This window comes from Pseudomonas sp. LBUM1659 (assembly GCF_059716045.1).
In genome coordinates this window covers 3,088,969-3,115,335 of record NZ_CP166797.1, presented here as the reverse complement: position 1 = coordinate 3,115,335, position 26,367 = coordinate 3,088,969, and the positions used below count along the sequence as shown (strand labels likewise).

General features: G+C 56.6%; 21 protein-coding genes. 17 read left to right on the top strand and 4 right to left on the bottom strand.

What is annotated here, in order from left to right:
* Positions 1-26 precede the first annotated feature (26 nt).
* From ACA048_RS14050 to ACA048_RS14035, 4 genes are read right to left on the bottom strand one after another with little or no spacing between them, the layout of a single operon-like run.
* On the bottom strand, positions 27-1,208 hold the full coding sequence (locus ACA048_RS14050; RefSeq protein ID WP_497629677.1) for a hybrid sensor histidine kinase/response regulator: 1,182 nt from the start codon (positions 1,206-1,208) through the stop codon (positions 27-29).
* Positions 1,202-1,795 carry a chemotaxis protein CheB gene (locus ACA048_RS14045; RefSeq protein WP_497629676.1) on the bottom strand — a complete coding sequence of 198 codons (594 nt, stop codon included), beginning with the start codon at positions 1,793-1,795 and terminating at the stop codon, positions 1,202-1,204. Before ACA048_RS14045 ends, ACA048_RS14050 begins: the two co-directional genes overlap by 7 nt.
* A complete protein-coding gene (locus tag ACA048_RS14040; RefSeq protein ID WP_497629675.1) occupies positions 1,792-2,625 on the bottom strand; it encodes a CheR family methyltransferase in 834 nt (277 codons plus the stop codon). Before ACA048_RS14040 ends, ACA048_RS14045 begins: the two co-directional genes overlap by 4 nt.
* Positions 2,625-6,116, bottom strand: coding sequence for a response regulator (locus ACA048_RS14035; RefSeq protein ID WP_497629674.1), 3,492 nt, complete (start codon positions 6,114-6,116; stop codon positions 2,625-2,627). The genes ACA048_RS14040 and ACA048_RS14035 overlap by 1 nt, the downstream gene beginning before the upstream one ends.
* 261 nt (positions 6,117-6,377) lie before the next feature.
* Between ACA048_RS14035 and ACA048_RS14030 the strand changes: the two genes are divergently transcribed.
* From ACA048_RS14030 to ACA048_RS13950, 17 genes are all read left to right on the top strand, one after another.
* Positions 6,378-6,746 carry a response regulator gene (locus ACA048_RS14030; RefSeq protein WP_497629673.1) on the top strand — a complete coding sequence of 123 codons (369 nt, stop codon included), beginning with the start codon at positions 6,378-6,380 and terminating at the stop codon, positions 6,744-6,746.
* A 49-nt stretch (positions 6,747-6,795) separates the two neighbouring features.
* Positions 6,796-8,121 (top strand): glycosyltransferase, encoded by a 1,326-nt coding sequence (locus ACA048_RS14025; RefSeq protein WP_497629672.1) that lies wholly within the window; start codon positions 6,796-6,798, stop codon positions 8,119-8,121.
* A 118-nt stretch (positions 8,122-8,239) separates the two neighbouring features.
* Complete coding sequence (locus ACA048_RS14020) at positions 8,240-9,106, top strand: phosphatidylinositol-specific phospholipase C domain-containing protein (protein ID WP_497629671.1); 867 nt, start codon at positions 8,240-8,242, stop codon at positions 9,104-9,106.
* Positions 9,107-9,231: 125 nt separating this feature from the next.
* Positions 9,232-10,113 (top strand): phosphatidylinositol-specific phospholipase C domain-containing protein, encoded by an 882-nt coding sequence (locus ACA048_RS14015; RefSeq protein ID WP_497629670.1) that lies wholly within the window; start codon positions 9,232-9,234, stop codon positions 10,111-10,113.
* A gap of 79 nt (positions 10,114-10,192) precedes the next feature.
* Complete coding sequence (locus ACA048_RS14010) at positions 10,193-11,098, top strand: helix-turn-helix domain-containing protein (protein ID WP_497629668.1); 906 nt, start codon at positions 10,193-10,195, stop codon at positions 11,096-11,098.
* A 225-nt stretch (positions 11,099-11,323) separates the two neighbouring features.
* Entirely contained in the window at positions 11,324-12,634 is a 1,311-nt protein-coding gene (locus ACA048_RS14005; protein ID WP_497629667.1) for an ABC transporter substrate-binding protein, read from the top strand.
* Positions 12,635-12,753: 119 nt separating this feature from the next.
* Positions 12,754-13,680 (top strand): carbohydrate ABC transporter permease, encoded by a 927-nt coding sequence (locus ACA048_RS14000; protein WP_497629665.1) that lies wholly within the window; start codon positions 12,754-12,756, stop codon positions 13,678-13,680.
* Between the two features lie 10 nt (positions 13,681-13,690).
* Positions 13,691-14,521 carry a carbohydrate ABC transporter permease gene (locus ACA048_RS13995; protein WP_123431547.1) on the top strand — a complete coding sequence of 277 codons (831 nt, stop codon included), beginning with the start codon at positions 13,691-13,693 and terminating at the stop codon, positions 14,519-14,521.
* Positions 14,522-14,661: 140 nt separating this feature from the next.
* The gene (locus ACA048_RS13990; protein ID WP_497629664.1) at positions 14,662-15,765 is read left to right on the top strand and encodes an ABC transporter ATP-binding protein; all 1,104 of its coding nucleotides are present in this window, start codon (positions 14,662-14,664) and stop codon (positions 15,763-15,765) included.
* A 15-nt stretch (positions 15,766-15,780) separates the two neighbouring features.
* Positions 15,781-17,253, top strand: a complete 1,473-nt coding sequence (locus tag ACA048_RS13985; protein WP_497629663.1) for a mannitol dehydrogenase family protein — start codon at positions 15,781-15,783, stop codon at positions 17,251-17,253.
* A gap of 158 nt (positions 17,254-17,411) precedes the next feature.
* A complete protein-coding gene (xylB, locus tag ACA048_RS13980) occupies positions 17,412-18,908 on the top strand; it encodes a xylulokinase (RefSeq protein ID WP_497629661.1) in 1,497 nt (498 codons plus the stop codon).
* A 13-nt stretch (positions 18,909-18,921) separates the two neighbouring features.
* Positions 18,922-19,866, top strand: a complete 945-nt coding sequence (locus tag ACA048_RS13975) for a carbohydrate kinase family protein (RefSeq protein WP_497629660.1) — start codon at positions 18,922-18,924, stop codon at positions 19,864-19,866.
* Positions 19,867-20,182: 316 nt separating this feature from the next.
* Positions 20,183-23,707, top strand: coding sequence for a type VI secretion system tip protein TssI/VgrG (gene tssI, locus ACA048_RS13970; protein WP_497629659.1), 3,525 nt, complete (start codon positions 20,183-20,185; stop codon positions 23,705-23,707).
* On the top strand, positions 23,700-24,353 hold the full coding sequence (locus tag ACA048_RS13965; RefSeq protein WP_497629658.1) for a DUF2931 family protein: 654 nt from the start codon (positions 23,700-23,702) through the stop codon (positions 24,351-24,353). The genes tssI and ACA048_RS13965 overlap by 8 nt, the downstream gene beginning before the upstream one ends.
* 18 nt (positions 24,354-24,371) lie before the next feature.
* The gene (locus tag ACA048_RS13960; protein ID WP_497629657.1) at positions 24,372-25,025 is read left to right on the top strand and encodes a DUF2931 family protein; all 654 of its coding nucleotides are present in this window, start codon (positions 24,372-24,374) and stop codon (positions 25,023-25,025) included.
* Between the two features lie 18 nt (positions 25,026-25,043).
* Positions 25,044-25,697, top strand: a complete 654-nt coding sequence (locus ACA048_RS13955) for a DUF2931 family protein (protein WP_497629656.1) — start codon at positions 25,044-25,046, stop codon at positions 25,695-25,697.
* Positions 25,698-25,715: 18 nt separating this feature from the next.
* Entirely contained in the window at positions 25,716-26,366 is a 651-nt protein-coding gene (locus tag ACA048_RS13950) for a DUF2931 family protein (RefSeq protein WP_497629655.1), read from the top strand.
* The last annotated feature ends 1 nt before the right edge of the window (position 26,367 follow it).

Sequence of the window (26,367 nt, the reverse complement as noted above, 5' to 3'; positions counted from 1 at the left end):
GAGGTTGCGTCTATCTGGCTGTTTTCCTACAGCGGCAGACAAACGCGAAACAATGCGCCTTCGCCAATCCGGCTCTCGACGGTGATAGTGCCGCCATGGGCAGCGACAATCTGTTCCGAAATAAACAGTCCCAGCCCCAACCCCGCCACCACGGTTTTGGCCGAAACCCGTTCAAACTGCTGAAAAATACGTTTCTGGTTCTCTTCGCCGATACCGATACCACGATCCTGAACCTCGACGCGCGCCTGGCCGTCCTGATTGTACACGCGAACGTCGATCGGGCTGTGGGCGCCATAGCGCAACGCATTGGTCAGCAGATTGGAAATCACTTGCTCGATACGGAATTCGTCCCAGTTGCCGACCACCGGTTGCTCGGCCGTCAGCGTAACTGAAGACTCGGCGGCATCGACCTGCGGGACAAAGTTTTGCAGCAGGTTGCTGACCAATTGCACCAGATCAAATCGGGTCGGCCGGATCGACAGCTTGCCGGTGCGGATACGCGACACGTCCAGCATGTCTTCAATCAGGCGGATCAGGCTTTTGATCTGCCGCTCATCCCGGTCGACCATGGCGTGCATCTTGTCCAGCGTGAACGCCGATGCGTTATCCCGGGCCAGGTGCATCTTGCGCAACTGGGTTTCAAGGATCAGGCCATTGAGCGGCGTGCGCACTTCGTGGGCAACGATCGACATGAAGTCATCGCGCATGCGCACCGCTTGCTCCAGTTCCAGCTGAGTGCGCTGCAGCTGTTTAAGCAACTCTTCTTGCTCGCGACGGCTCTGCTCCAGCGCTTCAACCTGATGCTTCATCGCCTTGCTCTGGCGATACAGATCCACGAACACGTTGACCTTGCTCTTCACCGCATGGATGTCCAGCGGCTTGTGCAGGAAGTCCACCGCGCCGCTTTCGTAGCCTTTGAATGCGTAGTTCAACTCGCGACCGGCTGCACTGACAAACACGATCGGGATGTTCTTGGTTTTTTCCGTGCCGCGCATTAATTCGGCGAGCTCGAAACCATTCATGCCCGGCATCTGTACATCGAGAATGGCCAGGGCGAATTCGTGCTGCAACAACAGCGACAAGGCTTCGTCAGCGGACAAGGCTTTGTAGACCATACGGTCTTCACGCTTGATCAGCGCTTCGAGCGCCAACAGGTTCTCCGGCAGATCGTCGACGATCAGCAATTTGGCTTGGATGTTACTTAACATGCTATTCGTTCCAGCTCGACAAGCAGACGGCCGATGCCGCGGACAGTGAGAATATGGTCAGGCTGCTGAATATCCAGTGCTGCCTGAGGCATAGTCGCGACCTGCGCCTCAGTCGGGTCCTGCACGATGGTCAGGCCACCGCGACGTTTAACGTGGGAAAGGCCACGGGCACCATCGCGATTGGCCCCGGTCAGCAACACGGCGGCCAAGGCTGACCCGTAGGCATCGGCAGCGGATTCAAACAGGTAATCGATGGCAGGTCGCGAATGATGCACGCGGTCTTCCAGGCTCAACGAGAAGCTGTGGTCCTGTTCCACCGACAAGTGATAACCGGGGGTGGCGAAATACAGCGTCCCGGCTTCGACCCGGGTTTTATCGGTCGCTTCCCGTACAGGCATCGACACCCGGCGCGCAAACACCTCGGCCAACAAGCTGCGGCGCTCGTCGGGCAGGTGCAGCACCACAATGATCGGCAGTGCGAAGCCTTCACGCAGCGGACCAAGGATAGTGAGCAACGCCTCCACTCCGCCGGCCGAAGCGCCGATCACGATAGCCTCGATTGAAGGAACATCTGCAGCGTCGCTCATGATTTTCGGTAGATCCGTTCTTGTTTGACTAGCGGTTCGAACTGGTTGCCGTAGGCCGAAAAATTCGGTGTTTCCTTACTGCCCAGCACCAGGAACCCGCGATGACAGAGGGACTCATGGAACAATCCGAACGCGCGATCCTGAAGTTTTTTATTGAAATAAATCAATACATTACGGCACGAAATTAATTGAGTCTCTGAGAAGACACTGTCAGTCGCCAGACTGTGATCGGCGAACGTCACGTTCTCACACAAGCTCCTGTCGAAAATGGCGTAACCATAGGCAGCCGTGTAGTAGTCGGCGAATGAACACTGGCCACCCGCCTTCTGATAGTTAGAAGTGTAGGCCCGGACATTTTCCATGGAGAAAATCCCCTGCTTGGCCTTTTCCAGCGAGCGTGGGTTGATGTCGGTGGCATAAATGATGGTGCGGTCGAGCAAGCCTTCTTCGCGCAGCAGAATCGCCATCGAATAGACCTCTTCACCCGTGCTGCAACCTGCGATCCAGATTTTGATCGATGGATAGGTCTTGAGCAGTGGCACCACTTCCTTGCGGATCGCGAGGAAGTGCGAAGGGTCGCGAAACATTTCACTGACCGGGATCGTCAGCAATTGCAGCAATTGCATGAACGCAGCTGGATCGTGCAGCACCTTATCTTGCAGGGCCGAGATGGTGTTGCACTCGAATTGAACCAGCGCATGATTCACCCGGCGCTTGATCGAAGCGCCGGAGTAATCGCGAAAGTCATAGCTGTACTTGAGGTAAATCGCCTCGATCAACAAGCGCAATTCGATTTCGCTATTTCGCTCCACTGAATAAATGCGTTCCACTAAATGCGTTCCATCTTCGGTAACCACACGCGAATCAGCGAGAACAAGCGATCCAGGTCGATGGGCTTGGCCAGGTAATCGTTGGAGCCGGCTTGCAAGCAGCGCTCCTGATCGTCCTTCATGGCCTTGGCCGTCACTGCAATGATTGGCAGCTTGCGCCAGCGCGGGTCCTTGCGGATCTCGATAGTGGCTTCGAAGCCATCCATCTCCGGCATCATCACGTCCATCAACACCAGATCGATGTCCTCGACTTCATTCAGTCTTTCAATCGCTTCACGACCATTGCGGCCAATGACCACGACAGCGCCCTTTTGCTCCAGCGCACTGGTGAGGGCGAAAATGTTGCGAACATCGTCATCCACCAGCAGAACCTTGCGACCCTCGAAGACCTTGTCGCGGCTGCGCGCGGTCTTGAGCATCCTCTGCCGTTCATGGGACAACTTCGATTCGACTTTGTGCAGAAAGAGTGTGACCTCATCCAGCAATCGCTCCGGAGAGCGCGCGCCCTTGATGATGATCGAGCGTGAATACTTGCGAAGCTCCGCCTCTTCATCGCGGGTCAGGTTGCGCCCGGTGTAGACAATCACCGGCGGGAACGAGCAAATGTCTTCCGTGGACATGCGCTTGAGCAAGTCGTTGCCGAGCATGTCTGGAAGTTTCAGGTCGATGATCATGCAATCGAAAATCGTCGTGCGCAGCAGGTCCAGGGCATCCTGAGCCAAGCCAACGGCAGTAATCTCGATGTCTTCGTCGCCGATCAGGCGGGCAATGCTGTCGCGCTGTACGTCGTCATCTTCCACCAGCAGCACCCGTTTGACCTTCTGGGTCAGCTTGGCTTCGAGAAGGGCGAACACATCCTTCAGTTCTTCACGAGTAGTCGGCTTGACCGCGTAACCGATGGCGCCCAGGTGCATCGCGGCTTCGACCCGGTCTTCCACCGAAATGACATGCACCGGAATGTGCCGGGTTTCGGCGTGTTCCTTCAGGCGCTGCAACACGGTCAGCCCGGAATGATCTGGCAGGCGCATGTCCAGCAAAATGGCGTCGGGAATAAACTCCTTGGCCAGGTCATAACCTTCGTCGGCACCGTGGGCGACCAGGCACTGATAGCCCAGTTCGTGTGCAAGGTCGTAGAGGATGTGCGCAAAGTCGGGCTCATCTTCCACCACCAGAATGCAGCGTGTGGTGAATGGCGCCTGGGTGCGGTCGTCGTTGAAGCGAGGAATACCCACCTCGGCAATCAGCGGCACCAGCGCTGCCGGCGCCACGCGGTGGGTGATCGCCACGGGAGAAGCCTTCATGGGTTCGACAGGCTCATCGCCCGGCTCGACGTATTGCTGGGGCAAGACCAGGGTGAACACACTGCCCTGCCCCGGTTCACTGGTTACGCTGATCGAACCACCGAGCAACGCGACCAGGTCCCGAGAAATCGACAAGCCCAGACCGGTGCCGCCGTAACGGCGATTGGTGGTGCCGTCAGCTTGGCGGAACGCTTCGAAAATACTGTCCTGCTGGTCCTCGGCGATACCGATCCCGGAGTCGCGGATGATAAAGGCCACGCCATCATTGGGCTGCAACGCCACGGTCAGGCTGACCGAGCCTTTCTCAGTGAATTTCACCGCGTTCGACAGCAGGTTTTTGATCACTTGTTCCAGACGCTGGCGGTCGGTGAAGAGCATCTTCGGCGAACCGGGTTGCGACTCGACGTACAACGCGAGGTTCTTGTCAGTTGCCATCGGCTCGAACATCCCGCGCAAGCCGTCTACCAGACGCTCGACGCTGACGTTCTCGGGACGCATCTCCAGCTTGCCGGCCTCGACCTTGGAAATATCGAGAATGTCGTTGATCAGGTTAAGCAAGTCATTCCCGGCGGAATAGATCGACTCGGCGAACTTCACCTGTTCGGCAGTGAGGTTTTCCTGAGAATTTTCAGCGAGCAATTTGGCCAGGATCAACGAACTGTTCAGCGGCGTGCGCAGTTCATGGGACATGTTGGCGAGAAACTCGGACTTGTACTTGTTGGAGCGCTGCAACTCCAGGGCGCGATCCTCAAGTTGCACCTGGGCCTGGTTCAGCTCGGTGTTCTTCAGGTCCATGGCATCGCGTTGATCCGCCAGAATCTGCGCCTGCTCGGCGAGTTGCTCGTTGGTCTGCTCCAGCTCTACCTGCTGGGTTTCCAGGTGCGCCTGGGACTCCTTGAGAATTCGCGACTGTTCTTCAAGTTCTTCGTTGGCGGTCTTGAGCTCTTCTTGTTGCACTTGCAACTCTTCGTTGAGCTGCTGGGTTTCACCCAACACTTCCTGCAAACGTTGCCGATAACGAGCGGCTTCGATCGAGGTGCCGATGTTGCCGGCAATCAACTCAAGCAACTCGATGTCACGATCACTCAACGGGCGCAAGAAACCCAGTTCGATCACGCCATTGACCCGCTCCTCATCACTGGTCGGCACCACGAGCACGCTATGCGGCAGGCCTTCGCCGAGGCCGGAACTGACTTTGAAGTAATCGCTCGGCACTTCATCAAGACGGATCAGGCGAGCCTGGTTCGCGACCTGTCCGACTATCCCTTCATCGCTGTAAATCTGCTGGTCGCGTTCTTCCTGCTCACGAGAGAAACCGTAAGACGCAATGCGCTTGAGGCCACCGTGATCTTCGCGAACATAAATGGCGGCGACGGCGGTGCCCAGGTACTGCGCGCAGAACTGCAAAATGTTGCGACCCAATAAATTGAGGCTCAGTTGCCCCAACACTTGCTCGGCCAGCTCGGTCTGGCCATTGCGCAGCCAGGCTTGTTGTTCCAGACGCCGGGCGCTGGCTTGCTGCGCAGCCAGGTTGGCGCTATAGACTTGCGAAAGATTGAGCAGGTCGCGACGGCCAATATAGGCCAGCAAGGCGCTGATACCGGCGACGAATAACAGGTACAGGCCGATGCTCCAGATCGTGGTACGGCGCACATCGTCGTTGCGCGCGGCACGCAACTGCTGCTCCATGTCGATCAATTCTTCGAACTGTTTGCGAATTTCATCGGTCAGCCGCTTGCCGCGCCCGGTCTTGACCGCAGCGCGGTAATCACCGCTGGTACGCTGCAAATCGATCATCGATTGCGCGTAGTTCGTCCAGTCGGCCTGCAACGCTTGCAGACGACGCAGACGATCGGTCTGCGCCGGATTGTCAGCGGTGAGTTCGAGCAAGGTGTTGAGGGCGACCGTTATTCTTGGCTTGGCGGTTTCGTAGGGATCAAGAAAGTGTTCGTCACCGGTCAGCAGGAAACCGCGCATGCCGGTTTCCAGATCGACGGTCAACTTCGATGCCTCATTGGCGTTATTGATCACCCGGTCGGTGTGTTCGACCCACTGGATCACCGACAACAGATAAGTGATCAGCGTGACAAAAAACACCGCACTGAAGACGCCGACACCCAATGGCAGGCTGACGTTGCGGCTCAGGAGTTTGCGGAATCGTTGCTCATCAACCGAAGACGCAGTGGTCATGGGAAGGCCTTGTCGAACTGTTCGAAATGATGGAGTCTGCCCCAAAAAAGGCGTATTGATCCAATTTTTTGCCGTGTATCAAGGTAAATCCCTGCATTTAGCTGCGCGAGCGCAAAGGGAGCGGTTATCCTTGCCACCCGTGTACCGTTGTTCTTTTTTGCGCAGCGTTGGGAACTTGTCGGGGCCCGCCACTTACTCATGCAAGAGCCCCCGCATTTCTATTGACCGGCACCCTGAATTCATTCTTTGAGAGCTCCCACTATGTCCGCCGACGCATCCATCATATTAGTAGTCGAAGACGATGCCATTGTGCGCATGCTGATCGTTGACGTGCTGGAGGAACTGGAGTTCAAAGTGCTTGAGGCAGATGGCAGCGAAAAGGCGCTGGAATTTCTCAACGACGAAGACCAGCACATCGATTTGATGATGACTGATGTGGGCTTACCCGTGATGGACGGACGAGAACTGGCCGTTCAGGCACGGATGCTGCACCCTGAACTGCCGATCCTGTTTGCCAGCGGTTATGCCGAAAGCATTGAGGTGCCTGTTGGTATGCACGTGATCGGCAAACCGTTCTCGATTGATCAGTTGCGCGACAAGGTCAAGTTCATGCTCGAAATCCAGGCCTGAGTTCCTCGTTTCACTCTTCTCTACTACCCGCACCAAGGAATACCCGTTAATGAGTCAGCCCCGCGCAACCAAAGTCCTGGTCATTGGTTACGTCTGGCCCGAGCCGCGTTCTTCAGCGGCCAGCGGGCATGTGATGCAAATCCTCGATACGTTGTTGCAGCAAGGCTGGGACATTACCTTCAGCAGCCCGGCCGGCACCGGCGAACACCGGGCGGACCTGACGGCGCTGGGTATTCGTGAAGTGGCAATCGAGTTGAACAACAGCAGCTTCGACGCGTTTATCAGTGAGCTGGCACCCGATATCGTGCTGTTCGATCAGTTCATGATGGAAGAACAATTCGGCTGGCGCGTCGAAAAACACTGTCCCGACGCGCTGCGTGTGCTTGAGACGTCGGATTTGCAAAGCCTGCGTCATGCCCGGCATCAACGACTGAAAGACCGCTTGAAAGACCGTGATGACGCCCATGACTTCAGCGAGTTGTTTGCCCCGGCGTTGCGTGAAGAGTTCGCGTTGATGGCTGATACGGACCTGGCCAAACGCGAGATTGCCGCGCTGTATCGGTGCGACTTGAACCTGATGATTTCCGAAGTGGAGATCGAGCTGCTGGTCGAACAGTTCAAACTTCCGCGCGACTTGCTGCATTGGTGCCCGTTGATGGTTGATATTCCGAGTGCGCCGCCAACAGCATTTGCAGACCGCGCGCACTTTTTGAGTATCGGTAACTTTCGCCATGCGCCGAATTGGGACGCGGTGCTCTGGATGAAAACGACTGTCTGGCCGCTGATACGTGAGCAACTGCCCACGGCGCAATTGCATATCTATGGCGCTTACACACCGCCCAAGGCGACCGCGCTGCACAACCCGGCTCAGGGCTTTCATGTGATGAACTGGGCTGAAGATGCCTTGCAAGTCATGTCCGCTGCGCGGATTTGCCTGGCACCGCTGCGATTCGGTGCAGGTATCAAAGGCAAGATTGTTGACGCGATGCTGTGCGGCACGCCCACGGTCACAACACCAATCGGCGCTGAAGCGATGCATGGCGAACATCTGTGGCCCGGCGCAGTGACCCAGACAGCTCAGGCGTTCGCCGATAGCGCGGTACGACTGTACAAGGATGAAACGCTTTGGACTGACGCCCAATCCCTGGGGAAGGCGTTGTTGGCCGATCGTTATCGACAGGCGGAACATGGTCCGGCGCTGATCGAAAAATTAGTGCACTGCCAACAACATCTGGCACAACTTAGACGCAACAATTTTACAGGCAGCATGTTGCGACATCACTACCATAAAAGTACGCAATATATGGCCCAGTGGATTGAAGCGAAGAACCGCAACCCCTCACAAAGTTTTGTCGGCGATAAACATTTTGAATAACCGGGCTTGTTGACCATACCGGACAGTCTCTCTATAAATAACCGACCGGACATCAACCCAATCAGTTGATGTTCGGCACAACTTATTCAGATCAACAACTTATGCAAGGACGCATTGAATGGACAGTATTGTTCAAAATAGCCACGCACTTAATAACTGGATGTCCACTACTCCGGCGATTGATACATTGTCGCTCAGTCAACTAACGTTGCCTGGCACCCATAATGCCGGTAGCGACTGGAAAGCCTCATGGCCACTGATTCCGGGCGCGCACTGGCTGGCCTGTCAACACGAATCGTTTCATGCCCAGTTGAACCACGGCGCTCGAGCGCTCGACATTCGCTTGACCTTCGACGCCGACGCACCGGGGCTTGGGAAGTTCCGCATTCATCACAATGGCTACCGCAACGATCGTACCCTGGGACACCTTGTAACTGACGTGAGTAAGTTTCTTGTAGAGAACCCGAACGAATTCATCATCCTGGACTTTCATGAATTGCACGGCGACGAATTTGATTTCGTTTACTTCAACAGCATGGTGGTGCGGTTTCTCGGTGAGCGCATCATCCCTCCCCAAAACCTGTCCATGAGCCTTGGCCAGCTGAAAAAAATCAGTCCGCTGCAGCGAATTCTGGTCGCGGCCCCTTGGCACAGGGCACTGGATAAAAACGTGTTTTTAGAACAGATAGAACACAAATGGTCCGGCAGCGGCGTTACCAATACCGCGGAACTGGAAAAGCACATTGTTGACGTACTGAGATACCCGCCGGGAACCTGGGCGCCATGGTCCCTTTCCGCTACCAGTTACAGTGCTCTCGGTGGCCCAGTGGATATTCACGAACAACTTGATTCCTGGTTTGACCCAGAGAAAAGTAACTGGGCAGAGAAGTGCAGCATTATCAATGTCGACTTCATTGACGAGTCCAAAATAGTTTCTTACTGCAGAACTATCAATCTGACAAAAGCCAACTGGAAGAATCCATAGTTACAGGGCCACTAAATCGCTATTCTTGTGCAAGTGTTTCCGTGACTGGCAATGCTGCCAGGCACTTCTACGCTGGGTCATGAAGTCTCCCCACGGATGGGGCGAATCAACGACAAGGAAACCTCATGACCCGCAGCACAACAATTGCATTCGACAAACAGAAATGGATGAGCAACGTACTGGACATAGGCCGGTTGAAGCTGACCGATATTGTCTGGCCCGGCACGCACAATGCCGGGATGGACAAGAATGCACCCAACTACGAGGTCGTGGTCGGCAATTGGACGACGTGTCAGAACGATTCATTTGCCTGGCAACTGACCAACGGCGCACGGGCATTCGATATCCGGCTCGGCTGTACTGCCGGCTCTCAAGTACCGGTTTACTACTTTCATCACAACGGCTATCAGTCCAACCGCATTCTGGATGAACTGATCGACGCTGTGACGACGTTCCTCACTCAGAATCCGGATGAGTTCATCGTCTTCGACTTCCATCAGTTGGGAGATGCATCCAGGCCTTTCGATTACCTACAACTCAACGATGTGTTGATGCGACAGCTGGGGTCGCGGCTGATCCGCTCTACGGATGCATTCAGCACCGTAGAACAGCTCAAACGCTCCAGTTCGCAGCGCCGCATCGTCTTGGCGGCGCAGGCTAAACCCGGACTGGACAGTGAATTTTTCTGGCCGCAGATCCCTCATAAGTGGAACGGCAAGACATTCACCGATACCAGCGACCTGAAATCACACATCGAGACCACCCTCGCGGGAGCACCTTACGAGACCTTTCTCTGGTCGTTGCCGGCGACCTGTTACTCGCTGCTGGGTGGCCCGCAACACATCAAAAACCAAATCAACGACTGGTTCCACACCACCCGCGATTGGGTTACCCGATGCAGCATCATCAGCACCGATTTCTTTGATGAGGCGGATATTGTCCGCTATTGCTGGAGTGCCACCAGCATGAAGGCAGTGTATGGACACCGGTTGCATCAGCCGGCATAAGCGAAAGTCGTTGCAGGCTGGCATCGCAGGTGCCAAAAGGGGCATGATCCGGTAGCGATAACAAGAAAAGCATCCTGACATGACCCGAACAGCCCGCGTGACCGACCCCTCCTATGAATTAATGGATGACCACAACGGGTTGTCCATCATTTACCGCCAGCACGGGTTTCCCTGCCCTTTGGTGCGCTGGCATTTTCATAAGGAATACGAACTGCACCTGATCGTCGCCAGCTCCGGCAAAGTGTTCATTGGCGACTACATCGGCAACTTCTATCCGGAGACGTTATTCCTTACTGGCCCCAACCTGCCGCACAACTGGATCAGCCAGGTCGAGGAAGACGAAGTGGTGCCCAAGCGCGACATGCTGGTCAACTTCACCGACGAGTTATTCGAAAGCGGCCATCAGGTGTTCGCCGAGCTCAAGACCCTTGCGCCACTGCTGGAGCGCGCGCAGTACGGCATCGAGTTTCGTTGCAAACGCACCATCCGCCAGGCCATGACGCTGATGCAGCGAATAGCCGACACCAAAGGGGTGACCCGCCTCGGGCATTTTTTCATTCTGCTTGAGCTGCTGGCGGCCTCCGACGACTTTCAATTGCTGTCAGGTGCAACGACGCCGCAATTGGCCGATGAGCACAATATCGATCGCACGAACCGAGCCGTGGACTACATCTTCGCCCACTACGCCCGGGAACTGCCGCTCGAGGAAGTCGCCGAGCATTTGGGCATGAAGCCGACTTACTTCAGTCGCGTCTTCAAGCAGGCCACCGGGCGCTGCTTCATCGAGTTCGTCAATCGTCTGCGCATCAGCAAATCCTGTGAGCTGCTGGCCGATGGCGACAAACCGGTGACCGACGTGTGCTTCGAGTCAGGCTTCAACAATATTTCCAACTTCAACCGGCGTTTTCAGCAACTCAAGGGCATGACACCGTCGCACTACCGGCGGCTGGCGGTGCAGCGCCTGACGGAACAAAACCTGGGCTAAACGCCCGAAACATGTACGGATCCGATAGCCGCTCGCCGCTGAAACGCCCTTCCCTGCAGCTATCGGCTTCCAACCCAGTGCAAAATAGTATCGATTCAAGTGCGACGGATGATTTGTCTCGTTCTCAATTGAAGGCTGTAATCAGTGCACATTCTTCCTGCCTCGGAAGACACAAAAACAATAACTGTCCTTCTGTAACCCTTGGGTGCAGAAAAGGAGTGCACGATGCAACCTTCTGTAAAAGCTCTGCTTGCCCTCACCTGCATGACCCTCAGCAGCGTCAGCCTCGGCGCACAAACGCTGACCATCGCCACCGTCAACAACAGCGACATGATCCGCATGCAAAAGCTCTCGAAAACCTTCGAGGCCGAGCACCCGGACATCAAGCTCAATTGGGTGGTACTTGAAGAAAACGTACTGCGCCAACGCCTGACCACTGACATCGCCACTCAGGGCGGACAGTTCGACGTGTTGACCATCGGCATGTACGAAGCCGCACTGTGGGGTGCCAAGGGCTGGCTGGAGCCGATGAAGGATTTGCCGGCGTCTTATGCCCTCGACGACGTCTTCCCGTCGGTGCGTGAGGGCCTTTCAGTCAAGGGTTCCCTGTACGCCCTGCCGTTCTACGCCGAAAGCTCAATCACCTATTACCGCACCGACCTGTTCAAGGATGCCGGGCTGACCATGCCCGAGCGCCCGACCTGGACCCAGATCGGCGAATTCGCCAGCAAACTAACGAATAAGGACAAAGAACAGTACGGTATCTGCTTGCGCGGCAAGGCCGGCTGGGGCGAGAACATGGCACTGATCACCACCATCGCCAACGCCTATGGCGCTCGCTGGTTCGATGAGAAGTGGCAGCCGGAATTCACCGGCCCCGAGTGGAAAAACGCACTGACTTTCTACGTCGACACCATGAAGCAGTCCGGCCCACCGGGCGCCTCCAGCAACGGTTTCAACGAAAACCTGGCGCTGTTCAACAGCGGCAAGTGCGCGATCTGGGTCGATGCCAGCGTTGCCGGCTCTTTCGTCACCGACAAAACGCAAAGCAAGGTGGCCGACCACGTTGGCTTCACCTACGCCCCGCACGAAACCACCGACAAGGGTTCGGCGTGGCTCTATTCCTGGGCGCTGGCGATCCCGACCAGTTCCAAGGCCAAAGACGCCGCCAAAACGTTCAGTGCCTGGGCCACTTCCAAGGAATACGGCGCACTGGTTGCGGAAAAAGACGGTATTGCCAACGTGCCGCCCGGCACTCGCGCATCCACCTACAGCGAGGCCTATATGAATGCCGCGCCGTTCGCCAAGGTCACGCTGGAATCGCTCAAAGCCGCGGACCCGAGCAAGCCGACGCTCAAGCCCGTGCCTTACATCGGCATTCAGTTGGTGACCATTCCTGAGTTCCAGGGCATTGGCACCCAGGTGGGCAAGTCGTTCTCGGCGGCGTTGATTGGGCAAATCACCGTCGATCAAGCCCTGACTGCGGCTCAGCAAACCACCGAACGTGAGATGAAGCGGGCTGGTTATCCCAAGTAATGAAGGTGCAGTGGGTGCGGCGGTCTTGATTGTCCGGACACCGGGTTGCCTCCATCGCGGGCAAGCCACGCTCCCACATTTTGATCCCTGTCTGTCAGCTCCTAATCGGTTTTAATGCCATGAATATTTCAACTGCCAAAGCTCACATGGACATTCCCCAACCGGTGCGTAAAAGCCGGTTGGCCAACCCCGGCTGGTTTCTGGTCAGTCCTTCGGTCGCACTGTTGCTGCTGTGGATGATCGTGCCGCTGGGCATGACCGTCTACTTCTCGACGATTCGCTACAACCTGCTCAATCCGGGTGAAAACGAGTTCGTCGGGCTGGAGAACTTCACTTACTTCCTGACGGATTCCGGCTTCCTGCCCGGCGCCACCAATACCTTGTTGCTGGTGGGCAGCGTGCTGCTGATCAGCGTGGTGCTCGGCGTGCTGATCAGTGCGCTGCTTGAAGCCAGTGAATTCATGGGCCGCGGCATCGTACGGGTGATGTTGATCTCACCGTTCTTCATCATGCCCACCGTCGGTGCGTTGATCTGGAAGAACCTGATTTTCCACCCGGTGTCGGGGATTCTCGCCTACGTCTGGAAACTGTTCGGCGCGCAACCGGTGGACTGGCTGGCGCACTACCCGCTGCTGTCGATCATCATCATTGTGTCCTGGCAATGGCTGCCCTTCGCAATCCTGATCCTGATGACCGCCATGCAGTCCCTCGACCAGGAGCAGAAAGAAGCCGCACGCCTCGACGGCGCCGGGCCTGTCGCCATCTTCTGGCACCTGACCTTGCCGCACCTGGCGCGGCCGATTGCAGTGGTGGTGATGATCGAAACCATCTTCCTGCTCTCGGTGTTCGCCGAAATCTTCACCACCACCAACGGCGGCCCCGGCTACGCCTCGACCAACCTGGCTTACCTGATCTACAACCAGGCGCTGGTGCAGTTCGACGTCGGCATGGCGTCCGCCGGCGGGTTGATTGCAGTGGTGATCGCCAACATCGCAGCCATCGTGCTGGTGCGCATGATCGGCAAAAACCTGACAGACAAAGCCTGAGGCCTGCGCCATGACCCTTCAACAATCCCGTCGTCTGCAAAGCCTGCTGCTTGGCACGCTGGCCTGGGCCATCGCCATCCTGATCTTCTTTCCGATCTTCTGGATGGTGCTGACCAGTTTCAAAACCGAAATCGACGCGTTCGCCACGCCGCCGCAATTCATCTTCACGCCGACGCTGGAAAACTACCTGCACATCAACGAGCGCAGCGACTACTTCAGCTTCGCCTGGAACTCGGTGGTGATTTCCTTCAGCGCCACGGCGTTGTGCCTGCTGATCGCAGTGCCGGCGGCCTACTCCATGGCGTTCTACGAAACCCAGCGCACCAAAGGCACGCTGCTGTGGATGCTCTCCACCAAAATGCTGCCGCCGGTGGGCGTGTTGATGCCGATCTACCTGCTGGCCAAGACCTTCGGCCTGCTCGACACCCGTATTGCGCTGATCGTGATCTACACGCTGATCAACCTGCCGATTGTGGTCTGGATGATTTACACCTACTTCAAGGACATCCCCAAAGACATCCTCGAAGCCGCGCGCCTCGACGGCGCCACGCTGTGGCAGGAAATGGTCCGGGTGCTGTTGCCGATCGCCAAGGGTGGCCTGGCGTCTACCGTTTTGCTGTCGCTGATCCTGTGCTGGAACGAGGCGTTCTGGTCCTTGAACCTGACGTCATCCAAAGCCGCGCCGCTGACCGCGTTGATTGCCTCCTACTCAAGTCCTGAAGGACTGTTCTGGGCGAAGTTGTCGGCGGTGTCGACGCTGGCCTGCGCGCCGATCCTGATCTTCGGCTGGATCAGCCAGAAACAATTGGTCCGCGGCCTGTCGTTCGGCGCCGTGAAATGAATCGTTCCCTGTAGGAGCACGGCTTGCCGGCGATGGCGATTCAACAGACGCCTTCGCAGGCAAGTCGGATCGCCGCATCGCTGGCTCCTACAGAAAGCCCTACGGCTCAACTGAATAACAACACGTGGAGGCCCATCATCATGGCCAACCTGAAAATCAAGAATCTGCAAAAAGGCTTCGAAGGCTTTTCCATCATCAAAGGCATCGACCTGGAAGTGAACGATAAGGAATTCGTAGTGTTTGTCGGCCCGTCGGGTTGCGGCAAATCCACCCTGCTGCGCCTGATCGCCGGCCTGGAAGAAGTCAGCGGCGGCACCATCGAACTCGACGGCCGCGACATCACCGAAGTCAGCCCGGCCAAGCGCGACCTGGCGATGGTGTTCCAGACCTACGCCCTGTACCCGCACATGAGCGTGCGCAAGAACATGTCGTTTGCCCTCGATCTTGCCGGCGTGCCGAAAGCCGAAGTCGAGAAGAAAGTCGGCGAAGCGGCACGCATCCTTGAACTGGGGCCGATGCTGGAACGCAAACCGAAACAACTGTCTGGCGGCCAGCGTCAGCGCGTGGCTATCGGCCGGGCAATTGTGCGCAACCCGAAAATCTTTCTGTTCGATGAACCGTTGTCCAACCTCGACGCCGCCCTGCGCGTACAAATGCGCCTGGAACTGCTGCGACTGCACAAAGAGCTTCAAGCGACCATGATCTATGTGACCCACGATCAGGTCGAAGCCATGACCATGGCCGACAAAGTGGTGGTGCTCAACGGCGGCAAAATCGAACAGGTCGGCTCGCCGCTGGACCTGTATCACCAGCCGGCGAACCTGTTTGTCGCCGGGTTCCTGGGTACGCCGAAAATGGGCTTCCTCAAGGGCAAAGTCACCCGCATCGACGGCCAAAGCTGTGAAGTGCTGCTCGATGCCGGCACCCGCATCACCCTGCCGTTGACCGGCGCCAATTTGAGCGTCGGTGGCGCAGTGACCTTGGGCATTCGTCCCGAACATCTGGAACTGGCACACACCGGCGATTGCACGCTGCAGGTCACCGCCGACGTCAGCGAGCGTCTGGGCAGCGACACCTTCTGCCACGTCGTGACCTCCTCCGGCGAGGCCCTGACTATGCGCGTTCGTGGCGACCTGGCCAGCCGTTACGGCGAGTCGCTGAGCCTGCACCTGGACGCGGAACACTGCCATTTATTCGATGCCGACGGCGTGGCGTTGACCCGTCCGTTGCGCGTTGCGGCCTGATATCGAGACTATGTGATGAAACTCAATAAACAGAATCTCCACCACCTCAAACCCAAGGTGGTCCTGCCCGCCTACGCCCTGAGCGAGACGCGCCAAGGCATCGCGCACATTGGCGTCGGTGGTTTTCACCGCGCCCATCAGGCGTATTACACCGATGCGCTGATGAACACTGGCGAAGGCCTGGACTGGGCGATTTGCGGGGTCGGCCTGCGCGCCGAAGACCGCCGCGCCCGGGACGATCTCAAAGAGCAGGACTACCTGTTCACGTTGTTTGAACTCGGTGATACCGATGACACCGAAGTCCGGGTGATCGGTGCGATTCGCGACATGCTGCTGGCGGAGGACGGCGCGGCCGCGCTGATCGACAAACTCGCCAGCCCCGAGATCCGCATCGTTTCGCTGACCATCACCGAGGGCGGTTACTGCATCGATGACAGCAACGGCGAATTCATGGCGCACTTGCCGCAAATCCAGCACGACCTGGCGCACCCGCATGAGCCGAAAACCGTGTTCGGTTTCCTCTGCGCCGCGCTGGCCAAACGCCGCGCTGCGGGCACCCCCGCGTTCACCTTGATGTCCTGCGATAACCTCCCGCACAACGGCGCGGTGACGCGCAAAGCGCTACTGGCTTTCGCCGCTTTACGCGATGCTGATCTGTGCGACTGGATCGACCGCAACGTCAGCTTTCCCAATGCCATGGTCGACCGCATCACGCCGATGACCAGCACCGAACATCGTCTGCAACTGGCAGACAAACACGCGGTTGACGACGCCTGGCCGGTGGTGTGCGAGCCGTTTGTGCAATGGGTACTGGAAGACAAATTCGTCAACGGTCGCCCGGCCTGGGAAAAGGTCGGCGTGCAGTTCACTGACGACGTCACGCCCTATGAAGAGATGAAGATAAAACTGCTCAATGGCAGCCATCTGGCACTGACGTATCTGGGTTTCTTGAAGGGTTACCGCTTTGTTCACGAGACGATGAATGACCCGCTGTTCGTGCGCTACATGCGTGCTTACATGGACATGGACGTAACGCCACAACTGGCGCCGGTGCCGGGGATTGATCTGACCGACTACAAAGACACGCTGGTTGAACGCTTCTCCAATCAGGCGATTGCCGATCAACTGGAGCGGGTGTGTTCGGACGGTTCGTCGAAGTTTCCCAAGTTCACGATTCCGACGATCAATCGCTTGATTGCCGAGGGTCGCGAGACCAAGCGTGCGGCGTTGGTGGTGGCGGCGTGGGCGTTGTACTTGAAGGGTGTGGATGAGAACGGTGACACCTATTCGATTCCGGACCCACGAACGGCGTTTTGCCAGGGGCTGGTGGCGGATGATGTGCTGATTACCCAGCGGTTGCTGGCGGTCGAGGAGATTTTTGGCACGGCGATCCCGCATTCGGCGGAGTTTGTGGCGGCGTTTGAGTGGTGCTGTAACAGCTTGCGGGAAGTTGGGGTGACACGGACGCTGGAGCGGGTGCTGGCTTAAATACTGCGGTGAATTGGCTGCCGTCTTCGCGAGCAAGCCCGCTCCCACATTCGATAGTTGTCGAACACAAAATCTGTGTCCACCGAAATCTAATGTGGGAGCGGGCTTGCTCGCGAATGGCCTTCACCGAGATCCACCTGACACTCCAAGGACCTAACATGGCAAACCAACACCTATTCCTGGGCATCGACTGCGGCACCCAAGGCACCAAAGCCATCGTCCTCGACGTGGTCAGCGGCCAAGTGCTGGGCCAGGGCGCCGCCGTCCACACCCTGATCAGCGGCGCCAACGGTCGCCGCGAGCAAGACACTAACCAGTGGCTTGAAGCATTCACCCTCGCCACCCGAAGCGCCCTGCTCGATGCCAACGTCGACGGCCAACACATCCTCGGCATCGGCGTCTCCGGCCAGCAACATGGTCTGGTCCTGCTCGACGACCAAGGCCAGGTCCTGCGCCCGGCCAAACTCTGGTGCGACACCGAATCCACCCCGGAAAACGACCGCCTGCTCACGCATCTCGGCGGTGAAAAAGGTTCACTTGAGCGCCTCGGTGTGGTCATTGCACCCGGCTACACCGTATCAAAACTGCTCTGGACCAAAGAGCAGCACCCCGAGATTTTTTCCCGAATCACCCGCATCCTGCTGCCCCACGATTACCTGAATTATTGGCTCACCGGCCGCAGTTGCAGCGAGTATGGCGACGCCTCCGGCACCGGTTATTTCAACGTGCGCACCCGCCAGTGGGACTTGCAACTGCTGCGCGACATCGACCCGAGCGGACGCCTGCAAGCCGCGTTGCCGGAGTTGATCGATGCACATCAAGCGGTCGGCACGATCCTGCCGAGCATCGCCGAACACTTGGGCATCAACCCGCAAGCGCTGGTTTCAAGCGGCGGCGGCGACAACATGATGGGCGCGATTGGCACCGGCAATATCAAGCCCGGCGCGATCACCATGAGCCTCGGTTCGTCGGGCACCGTTTACGCCTATGCCGATCAACCAAAAGTCAGCGCCGATGCCTCGGTCGCAACCTTTTGCTCCTCCAGCGGTGGCTGGCTGCCGCTGATTTGCACGATGAACCTGACTAATGCGACGGGTGTTATTCGCGAGTTGTTCGACCTCGATATCCAACAGTTCAACGACTTAGTCGCGCAAGCCCCCATCGGTGCTGAAGGCGTGAGCATGCTGCCGTTCCTCAACGGTGAACGCGTCCCCGCCCTGCCCCACGCCACCGGCAGCCTGCTGGGGCTGACGATCACCAACCTGACGCGGGCCAACCTGTGCCGTGCGGTAGTGGAAGGGACGACCTTCGGTTTGCGTTACGGACTGGACCTCTTGCGCCAGAATGGCTTACAAAGCCGCAGCATCTGCCTGATCGGCGGCGGCTCGAAGAGCCCGGTGTGGCGGCAGATCGTCGCCGACATTATGAATACGCCAGTGATCTGTACCGAACACAGCGAAGCCGCCGCCCTCGGCGCGGCAATTCAGGCGGCGTGGTGCAGGTCCTGGGCAAACGGGCAGGAAGACAGTCTGGCGGACCTGTGCGAGCGCTGCGTCAAACTCGACCTGGCCAGCGAAACCCTGCCGATTGCAGAGAATGTAGCGGCCTGTCAGCAGGCCTACGAACGCTATCAACAGCATGTCGCAACCCTTTAAAGAGCGAACAATTATGTATCTGGTGTGTGGCGAAGCGCTGTTCGATTTCTTCAGCGAAGAAGATGCCAGCGGCCTGGCTTCAAAAGTGAATTTCAAGGCGATTGCCGGCGGCTCGCCGTTCAATGTCGCGGTCGGTTTGCGCCGCTTGGGCGTGGACTCGGCGCTGTTTGCCGGACTGTCCACCGACTACCTCGGCCGGCGCTTGCAGCAAGTGCTAGAGGACGAAGGCGTGCACCCGGACTTCCTCGTGGACTTCGCCGCCCCCACGACATTGGCGATGGTTGCAGTGGGCGCCAACGGCTCACCCCATTACAGCTTTCGCGGTGAAGGCTGCGCGGACCGTCAGCTAAAAGCGGAACACCTGCCGGAATTGGGGCCTGAAGTGCGCGGTTTGCACATCGGTTCGTTCTCGCTGGTGGTGCAACCGATTGCCGACACATTGCTCGCGCTGGTGCAGCGCGAAAGCGGTAAACGCCTGATCAGCCTCGACCCGAACGTGCGGCTCAATCCTGAACCGAACATCGACCTGTGGCGTAAACGTATCGCGACGCTGGTTGAGTTGGCAGACTTGATCAAAGTCAGCGATGAGGATCTGAGCCTGTTGTACCCCGAACAAGATCCGCAACGCGTGATCGAAGGCTGGCTGCAGCATCGCTGTCAGTTGGTGTTCCTGACCCGGGGTGGCGAAGGCGCGACGGTGTTTAGTCGGGTTCATGGTTCGTGGTCAGTGCCGGCCAGTCCGGTGAAAATTGCCGACACCGTGGGGGCTGGCGATACGTTTCAGGCAGCGTTGATTACCTGGTTGACCGAGCAGCAGCTGGATTCTGTCGAGGGCGTTCAATCCCTGAGCCGCGAGCACATCGATGGCATGTTGAAGTTTGCGGTGCAGGCGGCGGCGTTGACGTGCAGCAAGACCGGGCCGGATTTGCCGTATCGGCATCAGCTGGATCTTCACTGAATGTAAGGGCCTCATCGCGAGCAGGCTCACTCCTACAAGGGATCGTTGTCGAACACAAAACCTGCGTTCACCGCAGATCCCCTGTAGGAGTGAGCCTGCTCGCGATGGCGGTGTATCTCACACCGTCCATCTCCAGTCAGTCACTGCTTCGAAAGCCACACAGGGTGATATCCCCCGCATTCACTGGCCAAAACCGTGCCACTAAGGGTTTTCCCTATCCCCCAAGCACCCCGCACCTATGCCATTTGCGCCTTGAACGAGGCCGTTTAATCCTGCACCATCCGCCCCAGCTTATCCAAAGGACGGAATTCAAAGCATGCTGGACGCTAATGCAACCCATATTTCCCTCACGCTGGAAGGCGTTTCCGCCGACCTGCAAGTCCTCAGTTTCGTCGGCCGTGAAGCCCTCAACCAGCCGTTCTGTTTCGACATCGAACTGGTCAGCGCCCGCCCCGACCTGAAACTCGAAGAGATCCTGCACAAACCCGGTTGCCTGACCTTCGGCGCAACCGGCAAAGGCCTCATCCATGGTCTGGTCTATCGTATCGAGCAAGGCGACTCGGGCAAAAAACTGACCCGCTACAGCATCAGCCTGTGCCCGCAACTGGCCTACCTGCGCCACAACCACGACCAGCAAATCTTCCAGCACCTGAGCGTGCCGAAAATCATCGGTCAGGTCCTGGAAGCACGCGGCATCCTCGCTGACGCGTACAGTTTTCAGCTTGGCGCGGTCTACCCGGACCGCGACTACTGCGTGCAGTACGACGAATCCGATCTGCATTTCATCCAGCGCCTGTGCGAAGAAGAAGGCATTCACTTCCACTTCCAGCACAGTGCCAGCGGCCACACACTGGTGTTCGGCGATGACCAGACCGTATTCCGCAAACTCGCGCCCGTGGCCTACCAGCAAGACTCCGGCATGGCCGCCGAGAAACCAGTGATCAAACGCTTCAACCTGCGCCTGGAAACCCGCACCAGTCGCGTCAGTCGCCGCGACTACGACTTTGAAAAGCCACCCATCCTGCCCGAAGGCGCCGCCAAGAGCGGAGTCGCCCCGGACCTCGAAGACTACGATTACCCCGGTCTCTTCCTCACGCGCGAACGCGGCAAACAACTGGCGACCCGCGCGCTGGAACGCCATCGCAGCGATTACAAACTCGCTGAAGGCAAAGGTGACGAACCCACGTTGGTCAGCGGCCACTTCTTGGCCCTCAGCGAACACCCGCGCACAGAATGGAACGACCTCTGGCTGCTGCTGGAAGTGGTCCACGAAGGCAAGCAACCGCAAGTGCTCGGCGAGAACATCACCAGCGACGTCACCCACAACAACGACGATTTCCACCAGGGCTACCGCAACCGCTTCCTCGCCACGCCCTGGGACGCGCACTACCGCCCTGCCCTCGAACACCCGAAACCCAAGGTCCTCGGCAGCCAGACCGCCATCGTCACCGGCCCGCCAGGCGAAGAAATCCATTGCGACGAATACGGTCGCGTCAAAGTGCAATTCTTCTGGGACCGCGACGGCCAGGCCAACGACAAAACCAGCTGCTGGCTGCGCGTCGCCACCGGCTGGGCCGGCAGTGCCTACGGCGGCATCGCCATCCCGCGCGTCGGCATGGAAGTGCTCGTCACCTTCCTCGAAGGCGACCCCGACCAGCCATTGGTCACCGGCTGCCTGTACCACAAGGAAAACGTCGTCCCCTACGACCTGCCGGCGAACAAAACCCGCAGCACCTTCAAGACCCTCAGCTCACCGGGCGGCAAGGGCTACAACGAATTTCGCATCGAAGATAAAAAAGGCGCGGAACAGATCTACCTCCACGCCCAGCGCGACTGGGATGAAAACATCGAACACGACCAGAAAATCCGCATCGGCAACGAACGGCACGACACGGTCGAGGCCAATGCCTTCAGCGAGTTCAAGGGTGAAGAACACCGCATTACCCACCTGGACCGCAAGACTGAAGCGCGGGCCGATGATCACCTGACGGTGGCGGCGACCCAGCATGTGAAGGTCGGCACGGCGCAGTTCGTCGAGGCGGGAGAAGAGATTCACTACAACGCTGGCGACAAAGTGGTGGTTGAAGGCGGGATGGAACTGACGGCCAAGGCTGGCGGGAGTTTCGTCAAGGTGGATGCCGGGGGCGTGACGATAAGTGGGGCTGAGGTGAAAACCAATTCGGGTGGTGCGCCGGGTTCGGGGAGTGGGATTAAGATTCTTCCGCCGATTACTCCGGGTGCAGCAGCGGCTGCCGCAGCAGGGAAACTGCTGAGTGCTCCGCCGGTTGCCAAGTTTAATGCTGTGGCTGATTTGGAGCCTAAGGCAGCGCGAGCGGCTGAGGAGGAAGAGCTGGAGGAAGAAGAGGAAGAGGTTGAGGTTGAGGTTGAGGTTGAGGTTGAGGTTGAGGTTGAAGATATTACGTTGCGGATTGGGGTGTTCTTTGATGGTACGGGGAATAACCGCAGCAACAGTGAACGAGTGTTTGGCTGCTTCGCGCCGGATGTGAATCTGGAGGAATCGGCTGAGGATATTCGTCAGTTCTGCGCGGCGTATGGTTATGACGGCAAAGGGAGTTCGCCGGATAACAGCTACGGGAACGACGTTAGCAACGTGGCTAGGTTGTACGAACTTTATGATATCCAAATGAACAAAACGCTGCCTATCGAAGCAAAAAGCGCAAATTTGTCGATTTATGTGGATGGAATCGGCACCAGCAGTACCGGAGAAGATTCCACTTTTTCTCAAGGCACAGGACTTGGAGCCCAAGGCGTCCGGGCTCGAGTTGAAGAAACCCCACAGCTATTCCTTCAGGTGATCCGACCGTTTCAAGAAAACAATCCAGATAAACGCGTAACGAAAATTGAGTTCGATATTTTCGGGTTCAGCCGTGGATCCGCAGCGGCTAGAGACTTTGCAAACGAGGTACTAAAGGGCAATCAAAGTATTCTCGCCAAAGCATTACCTGCGGGGTCGCCGATGTTATCTGACAGCTTTGTATGGCAACCAAACTCTGATGTTTCCATAAATTTCATCGGCGTCTATGACACAGTCGCAGCCATCGCCAACCCACTGATAGGGGACTGGAATGGCAATAACGCTTATAACCCGGGGATAAATATCCACATAGCACCAGATGCGGCTAAAAAAGTCGTCCAATTGGTTGCTCGAAATGAACGGCGTTATAACTTTGCACTAAATAGTCTCGGAGCAGCCGATATTATCTTGCCTGGCGTGCACTCGGACCTGGGTGGTGGCTATTTACCTAAAGCAATGGAACGTATCCTGCTTAGCAAACCGCGTAAAAGCGCGGTAGAAGAAAGGACACCTTTCGTAGAAGCCAACAGTTATAAAATTGCTCAGGAAGACTTGAGACGACTTCAAGATCAATTGTCCCAATACCACCTTTCGTTGGAGGTCCGGACTTGGGAGGTGCCCTTTCGTAGCGCCGACAAAGACGATCCAAAAAATATGAAACAGGTTTATGCAGCAGTCAGCAGTCAGCGCGAAGTCCGCAGTGATCTGTCCTTGATTTACTTTCGGATAATGCGCGAACTGGCCGTTGAAAATGGAGTACCTTTTCGCCAGATCTCCGAAAACAACCCAAGACTTTCGTTACCTCCGGAGCTCGTTCCCATCTCAGAAAAATTGATGTCATACGCACAGGGAAAAAGCAAAACAACTGGACTGACTTCTCAAGAGGAGGAACTACTATTCCAACGTTACGTTCATTTATCCGACAACTGGAATGCTGCTAAAAATCGAAACAATAGCGACCTGAGTGTAGTTTTCATTAATCGACCAGAAGAAAACTCTGTGCGCACGGTGCACCCGAATGAGTAATTTTATACGCATCGCTATTGCCGTTTTTCTGCTGAGCGGCTGTACATTTGCCAATAGCAATTCATTGCCTTACAAATCGTGGTACCTGGGGTTCTCGGCACCCGACTACATGGAGGTTTGGATCGAGTCAGCTGATGTGGTCGATATAAAGGAACAGGTGTATCCCCGTGCGATGAGTGGCACCGCTGCGATACAGAGACCTCCCAACAATTCAGGTGACCCTAAAGGATGGCCGCAGAAACCTGGCATTGGAAAAGGTAAAAATGTGACTGGGGCGGATTTACCCCAAAAAATCTATGTCCGCTGGCAATCTTTGGTCGAACCCCAGACTTACCAGATGGTGATCAACATACCCGAGGCGACCCAGGAGATCATGCGCAAGGGCGAAAAGGCTTTTTGTGCGGCCGATGGCAAGTGGATAACAGACTACCGAAACGCATTGGTTATCAATTTGGCTCCCGGTGGCATAGCCAAGGTTTGGGTACGAGGGTCATGCCTTACTCCGATCGAGGTAATTAGGGTAAAAGGCGTGATTGATCCGCGAGGCCCATATGAAGGGAAATCCGGTGGCAAGTACGATTCTCTATCTGATGAATCCAAAGCTTATGTCAAAGAGTTTGGTGTGCCCTATGATTCTTGGAAATGACAGAGCCGCGACGCTCTAATGATCAATTATTTGCGACCTACCTTTTGCGCGTTATTGCTCAGTGGCTGCACATTTGCGAATAGCCAGTCAATGCCTTACGAATCCTGGTACTTGGGGTTCTCGGCCCCCGCTTACATGGAGGTCTGGATCGAAACCTCCGATGTTGTCGATATTCAAGACCATGTATATCCACGTGCGATGAGTGGCGTTGTCTCCATATTAAAGCCGTCGAACAATTCCGGCGACCCACGAGGCTGGCCTAAAAGAGCCGCCATCGGCGGTGGCAAGCGTGTGACGGGAGCCGACTTACCGAATCAAATCTATGTTCGTTGGCAATCTCTGGCCGAACCACAAACCTACCTGATGGTGATTAAAATCCCGGAGGTAACTAGGGAGATCATGCGCAAGGGTGAGAAAGCTTTCTGTAAATTTGATGGAAAATGGATCGCAGGATATCGCGATTCGATCGATATAGGGTTGGCTCCTGGAGGCATTGCTAAAGTCTGGGTGGGCGGTTCCTGTCTGCCACCTATCGAAGTGACTACGGTAAAAGCCGTGATTGATCCGCGTGGCCCATATGAAGGTAAGTCTGGAGGTCACTACCGCCCCGTTTCCGCCGTTTCCAAAGCCTATGTTGAAAAATTTGGCGTGCCCTATGATTCTTGGAAGTGACAGAGCCGTGACGCTCTAATGATTAGTTATTTACGACCTACCTTCTGCGCGTTATTGCTCAGTGGCTGCACATTTGCTAGCAGCAGTTCATTGCCTTACAAAGCATGGACTCTAGGGTTCTCGGCTCCTGACTACATGGAGGTCTGGATCGAAACAGCCGATGTCGTCGACATTCAGGACCATGTGTTTCCGCGTGCGGGGAGCGGTATCGCGTCAATGCAATCGCCTCCCAACAACGCTGGCAATCCAAATGGTTGGCCCAAAAGAGGGCCTGCTGGCAGCGGAAAACGTGTGACAGGGGCCGATTTGCCTAAAGAGATTTATGTCCGCTGGCAGTCGCAGGTTGAACCGCAAACCTACCTGATGGTGATTAAAATCCCTGAGGCTACTCGGGAAATTATGCGCAAGGGTGAAAAGGTTTTCTGCTCAGCGGATGGGAAATGGATAACTGGTTATCGTGAATCAATCGGCATAAGGCTAGTCCCCGGAGGTATCGCCAGAGTCTGGGTTGGCGGTCCGTGCATGACACCGATTGAGGTGACTACGGTAAAAGCCGTGATTGATCCGCGTGGCCCATACGAAGGTAAGTCTGGAGGTCACTACCGCCCCCTTTCCGCCGCTTCCAAAGCCTACGTTGAGAAATTTGGCGTTCCCTATGATTCTTGGAAGTGACAGAGCGGTGACGCTCTAATGATTAATTATTTACGACCTACCTTCTGTGCGTTATTGCTTGGTGGCTGCGCATTAGCCAATGGCGATTCAATGCCTTACAAAGCCTGGCGCTTGGGTTTTTCCGCACCTAACTACATGGAAGTCTGGATCGAAACAGCTGATGTGATAGATATCCAGGGCAACGTCTATAGGCGTGCCATGAGTGGCATCGCGGCCATGCAGACGCCCCCCAATAATTCTGGAAATCCTAAAGGTTGGCCCGCAAGGCCCGGCTGGGGTAAAGGTAAGTACGTAAAGGGGGCAGATCTGCCGAAAAAAATCTATGTTCGCTGGCAATCACTGGTTGAGCCCCAAACATACAAAATGGCTATCGACATTCCCGAGTCAACCCGAGAGATCATGCGAAAGGGTGAAAAGACTTTCTGTGCTGCCGATGGAAAGTGGATTACGGGCTACCGCGAGGCAATTGTGGTTGGTCTGGCCCCTGGCGGCATCGCCAAAGTTTGGGTACTCGGTCCCTGCTTGACACCAATTGAAGTGACCAGAGTACAAGCCGAAGTTGATCCACGTGGACCATATGAAGGGGAATCTGGGGGAAAACACCGCCCTCTGTCAGCGGTATCACAAGCTTATGTTGAAAAATTTGGTGTTCCGTTTGGTTCTTGGTAGC

Coding starts and splice junctions, on each gene's coding strand:
- ACA048_RS13990 (WP_497629664.1), top strand. CDS start 14,662: ATGGCCAACCTGAAAATCAAGAATCTGCAAAAAGGCTTCGAAGGCTTT.
- ACA048_RS13960 (WP_497629657.1), top strand. CDS start 24,372: ATGATCAATTATTTGCGACCTACCTTTTGCGCGTTATTGCTCAGTGGC.
- ACA048_RS14015 (WP_497629670.1), top strand. CDS start 9,232: ATGACCCGCAGCACAACAATTGCATTCGACAAACAGAAATGGATGAGC.
- ACA048_RS14010 (WP_497629668.1), top strand. CDS start 10,193: ATGACCCGAACAGCCCGCGTGACCGACCCCTCCTATGAATTAATGGAT.
- ACA048_RS14005 (WP_497629667.1), top strand. CDS start 11,324: ATGCAACCTTCTGTAAAAGCTCTGCTTGCCCTCACCTGCATGACCCTC.
- xylB (WP_497629661.1), top strand. CDS start 17,412: ATGGCAAACCAACACCTATTCCTGGGCATCGACTGCGGCACCCAAGGC.
- ACA048_RS13975 (WP_497629660.1), top strand. CDS start 18,922: ATGTATCTGGTGTGTGGCGAAGCGCTGTTCGATTTCTTCAGCGAAGAA.
- ACA048_RS14030 (WP_497629673.1), top strand. CDS start 6,378: ATGTCCGCCGACGCATCCATCATATTAGTAGTCGAAGACGATGCCATT.
- ACA048_RS13995 (WP_123431547.1), top strand. CDS start 13,691: ATGACCCTTCAACAATCCCGTCGTCTGCAAAGCCTGCTGCTTGGCACG.
- ACA048_RS14045 (WP_497629676.1), bottom strand. CDS start 1,795: ATGAGCGACGCTGCAGATGTTCCTTCAATCGAGGCTATCGTGATCGGC.
- ACA048_RS14035 (WP_497629674.1), bottom strand. CDS start 6,116: ATGACCACTGCGTCTTCGGTTGATGAGCAACGATTCCGCAAACTCCTG.
- ACA048_RS13950 (WP_497629655.1), top strand. CDS start 25,716: ATGATTAATTATTTACGACCTACCTTCTGTGCGTTATTGCTTGGTGGC.
- ACA048_RS13985 (WP_497629663.1), top strand. CDS start 15,781: ATGAAACTCAATAAACAGAATCTCCACCACCTCAAACCCAAGGTGGTC.
- ACA048_RS13965 (WP_497629658.1), top strand. CDS start 23,700: ATGAGTAATTTTATACGCATCGCTATTGCCGTTTTTCTGCTGAGCGGC.
- ACA048_RS14025 (WP_497629672.1), top strand. CDS start 6,796: ATGAGTCAGCCCCGCGCAACCAAAGTCCTGGTCATTGGTTACGTCTGG.
- ACA048_RS14050 (WP_497629677.1), bottom strand. CDS start 1,208: ATGTTAAGTAACATCCAAGCCAAATTGCTGATCGTCGACGATCTGCCG.
- ACA048_RS14000 (WP_497629665.1), top strand. CDS start 12,754: ATGAATATTTCAACTGCCAAAGCTCACATGGACATTCCCCAACCGGTG.
- ACA048_RS14020 (WP_497629671.1), top strand. CDS start 8,240: ATGGACAGTATTGTTCAAAATAGCCACGCACTTAATAACTGGATGTCC.
- ACA048_RS13955 (WP_497629656.1), top strand. CDS start 25,044: ATGATTAGTTATTTACGACCTACCTTCTGCGCGTTATTGCTCAGTGGC.
- tssI (WP_497629659.1), top strand. CDS start 20,183: ATGCTGGACGCTAATGCAACCCATATTTCCCTCACGCTGGAAGGCGTT.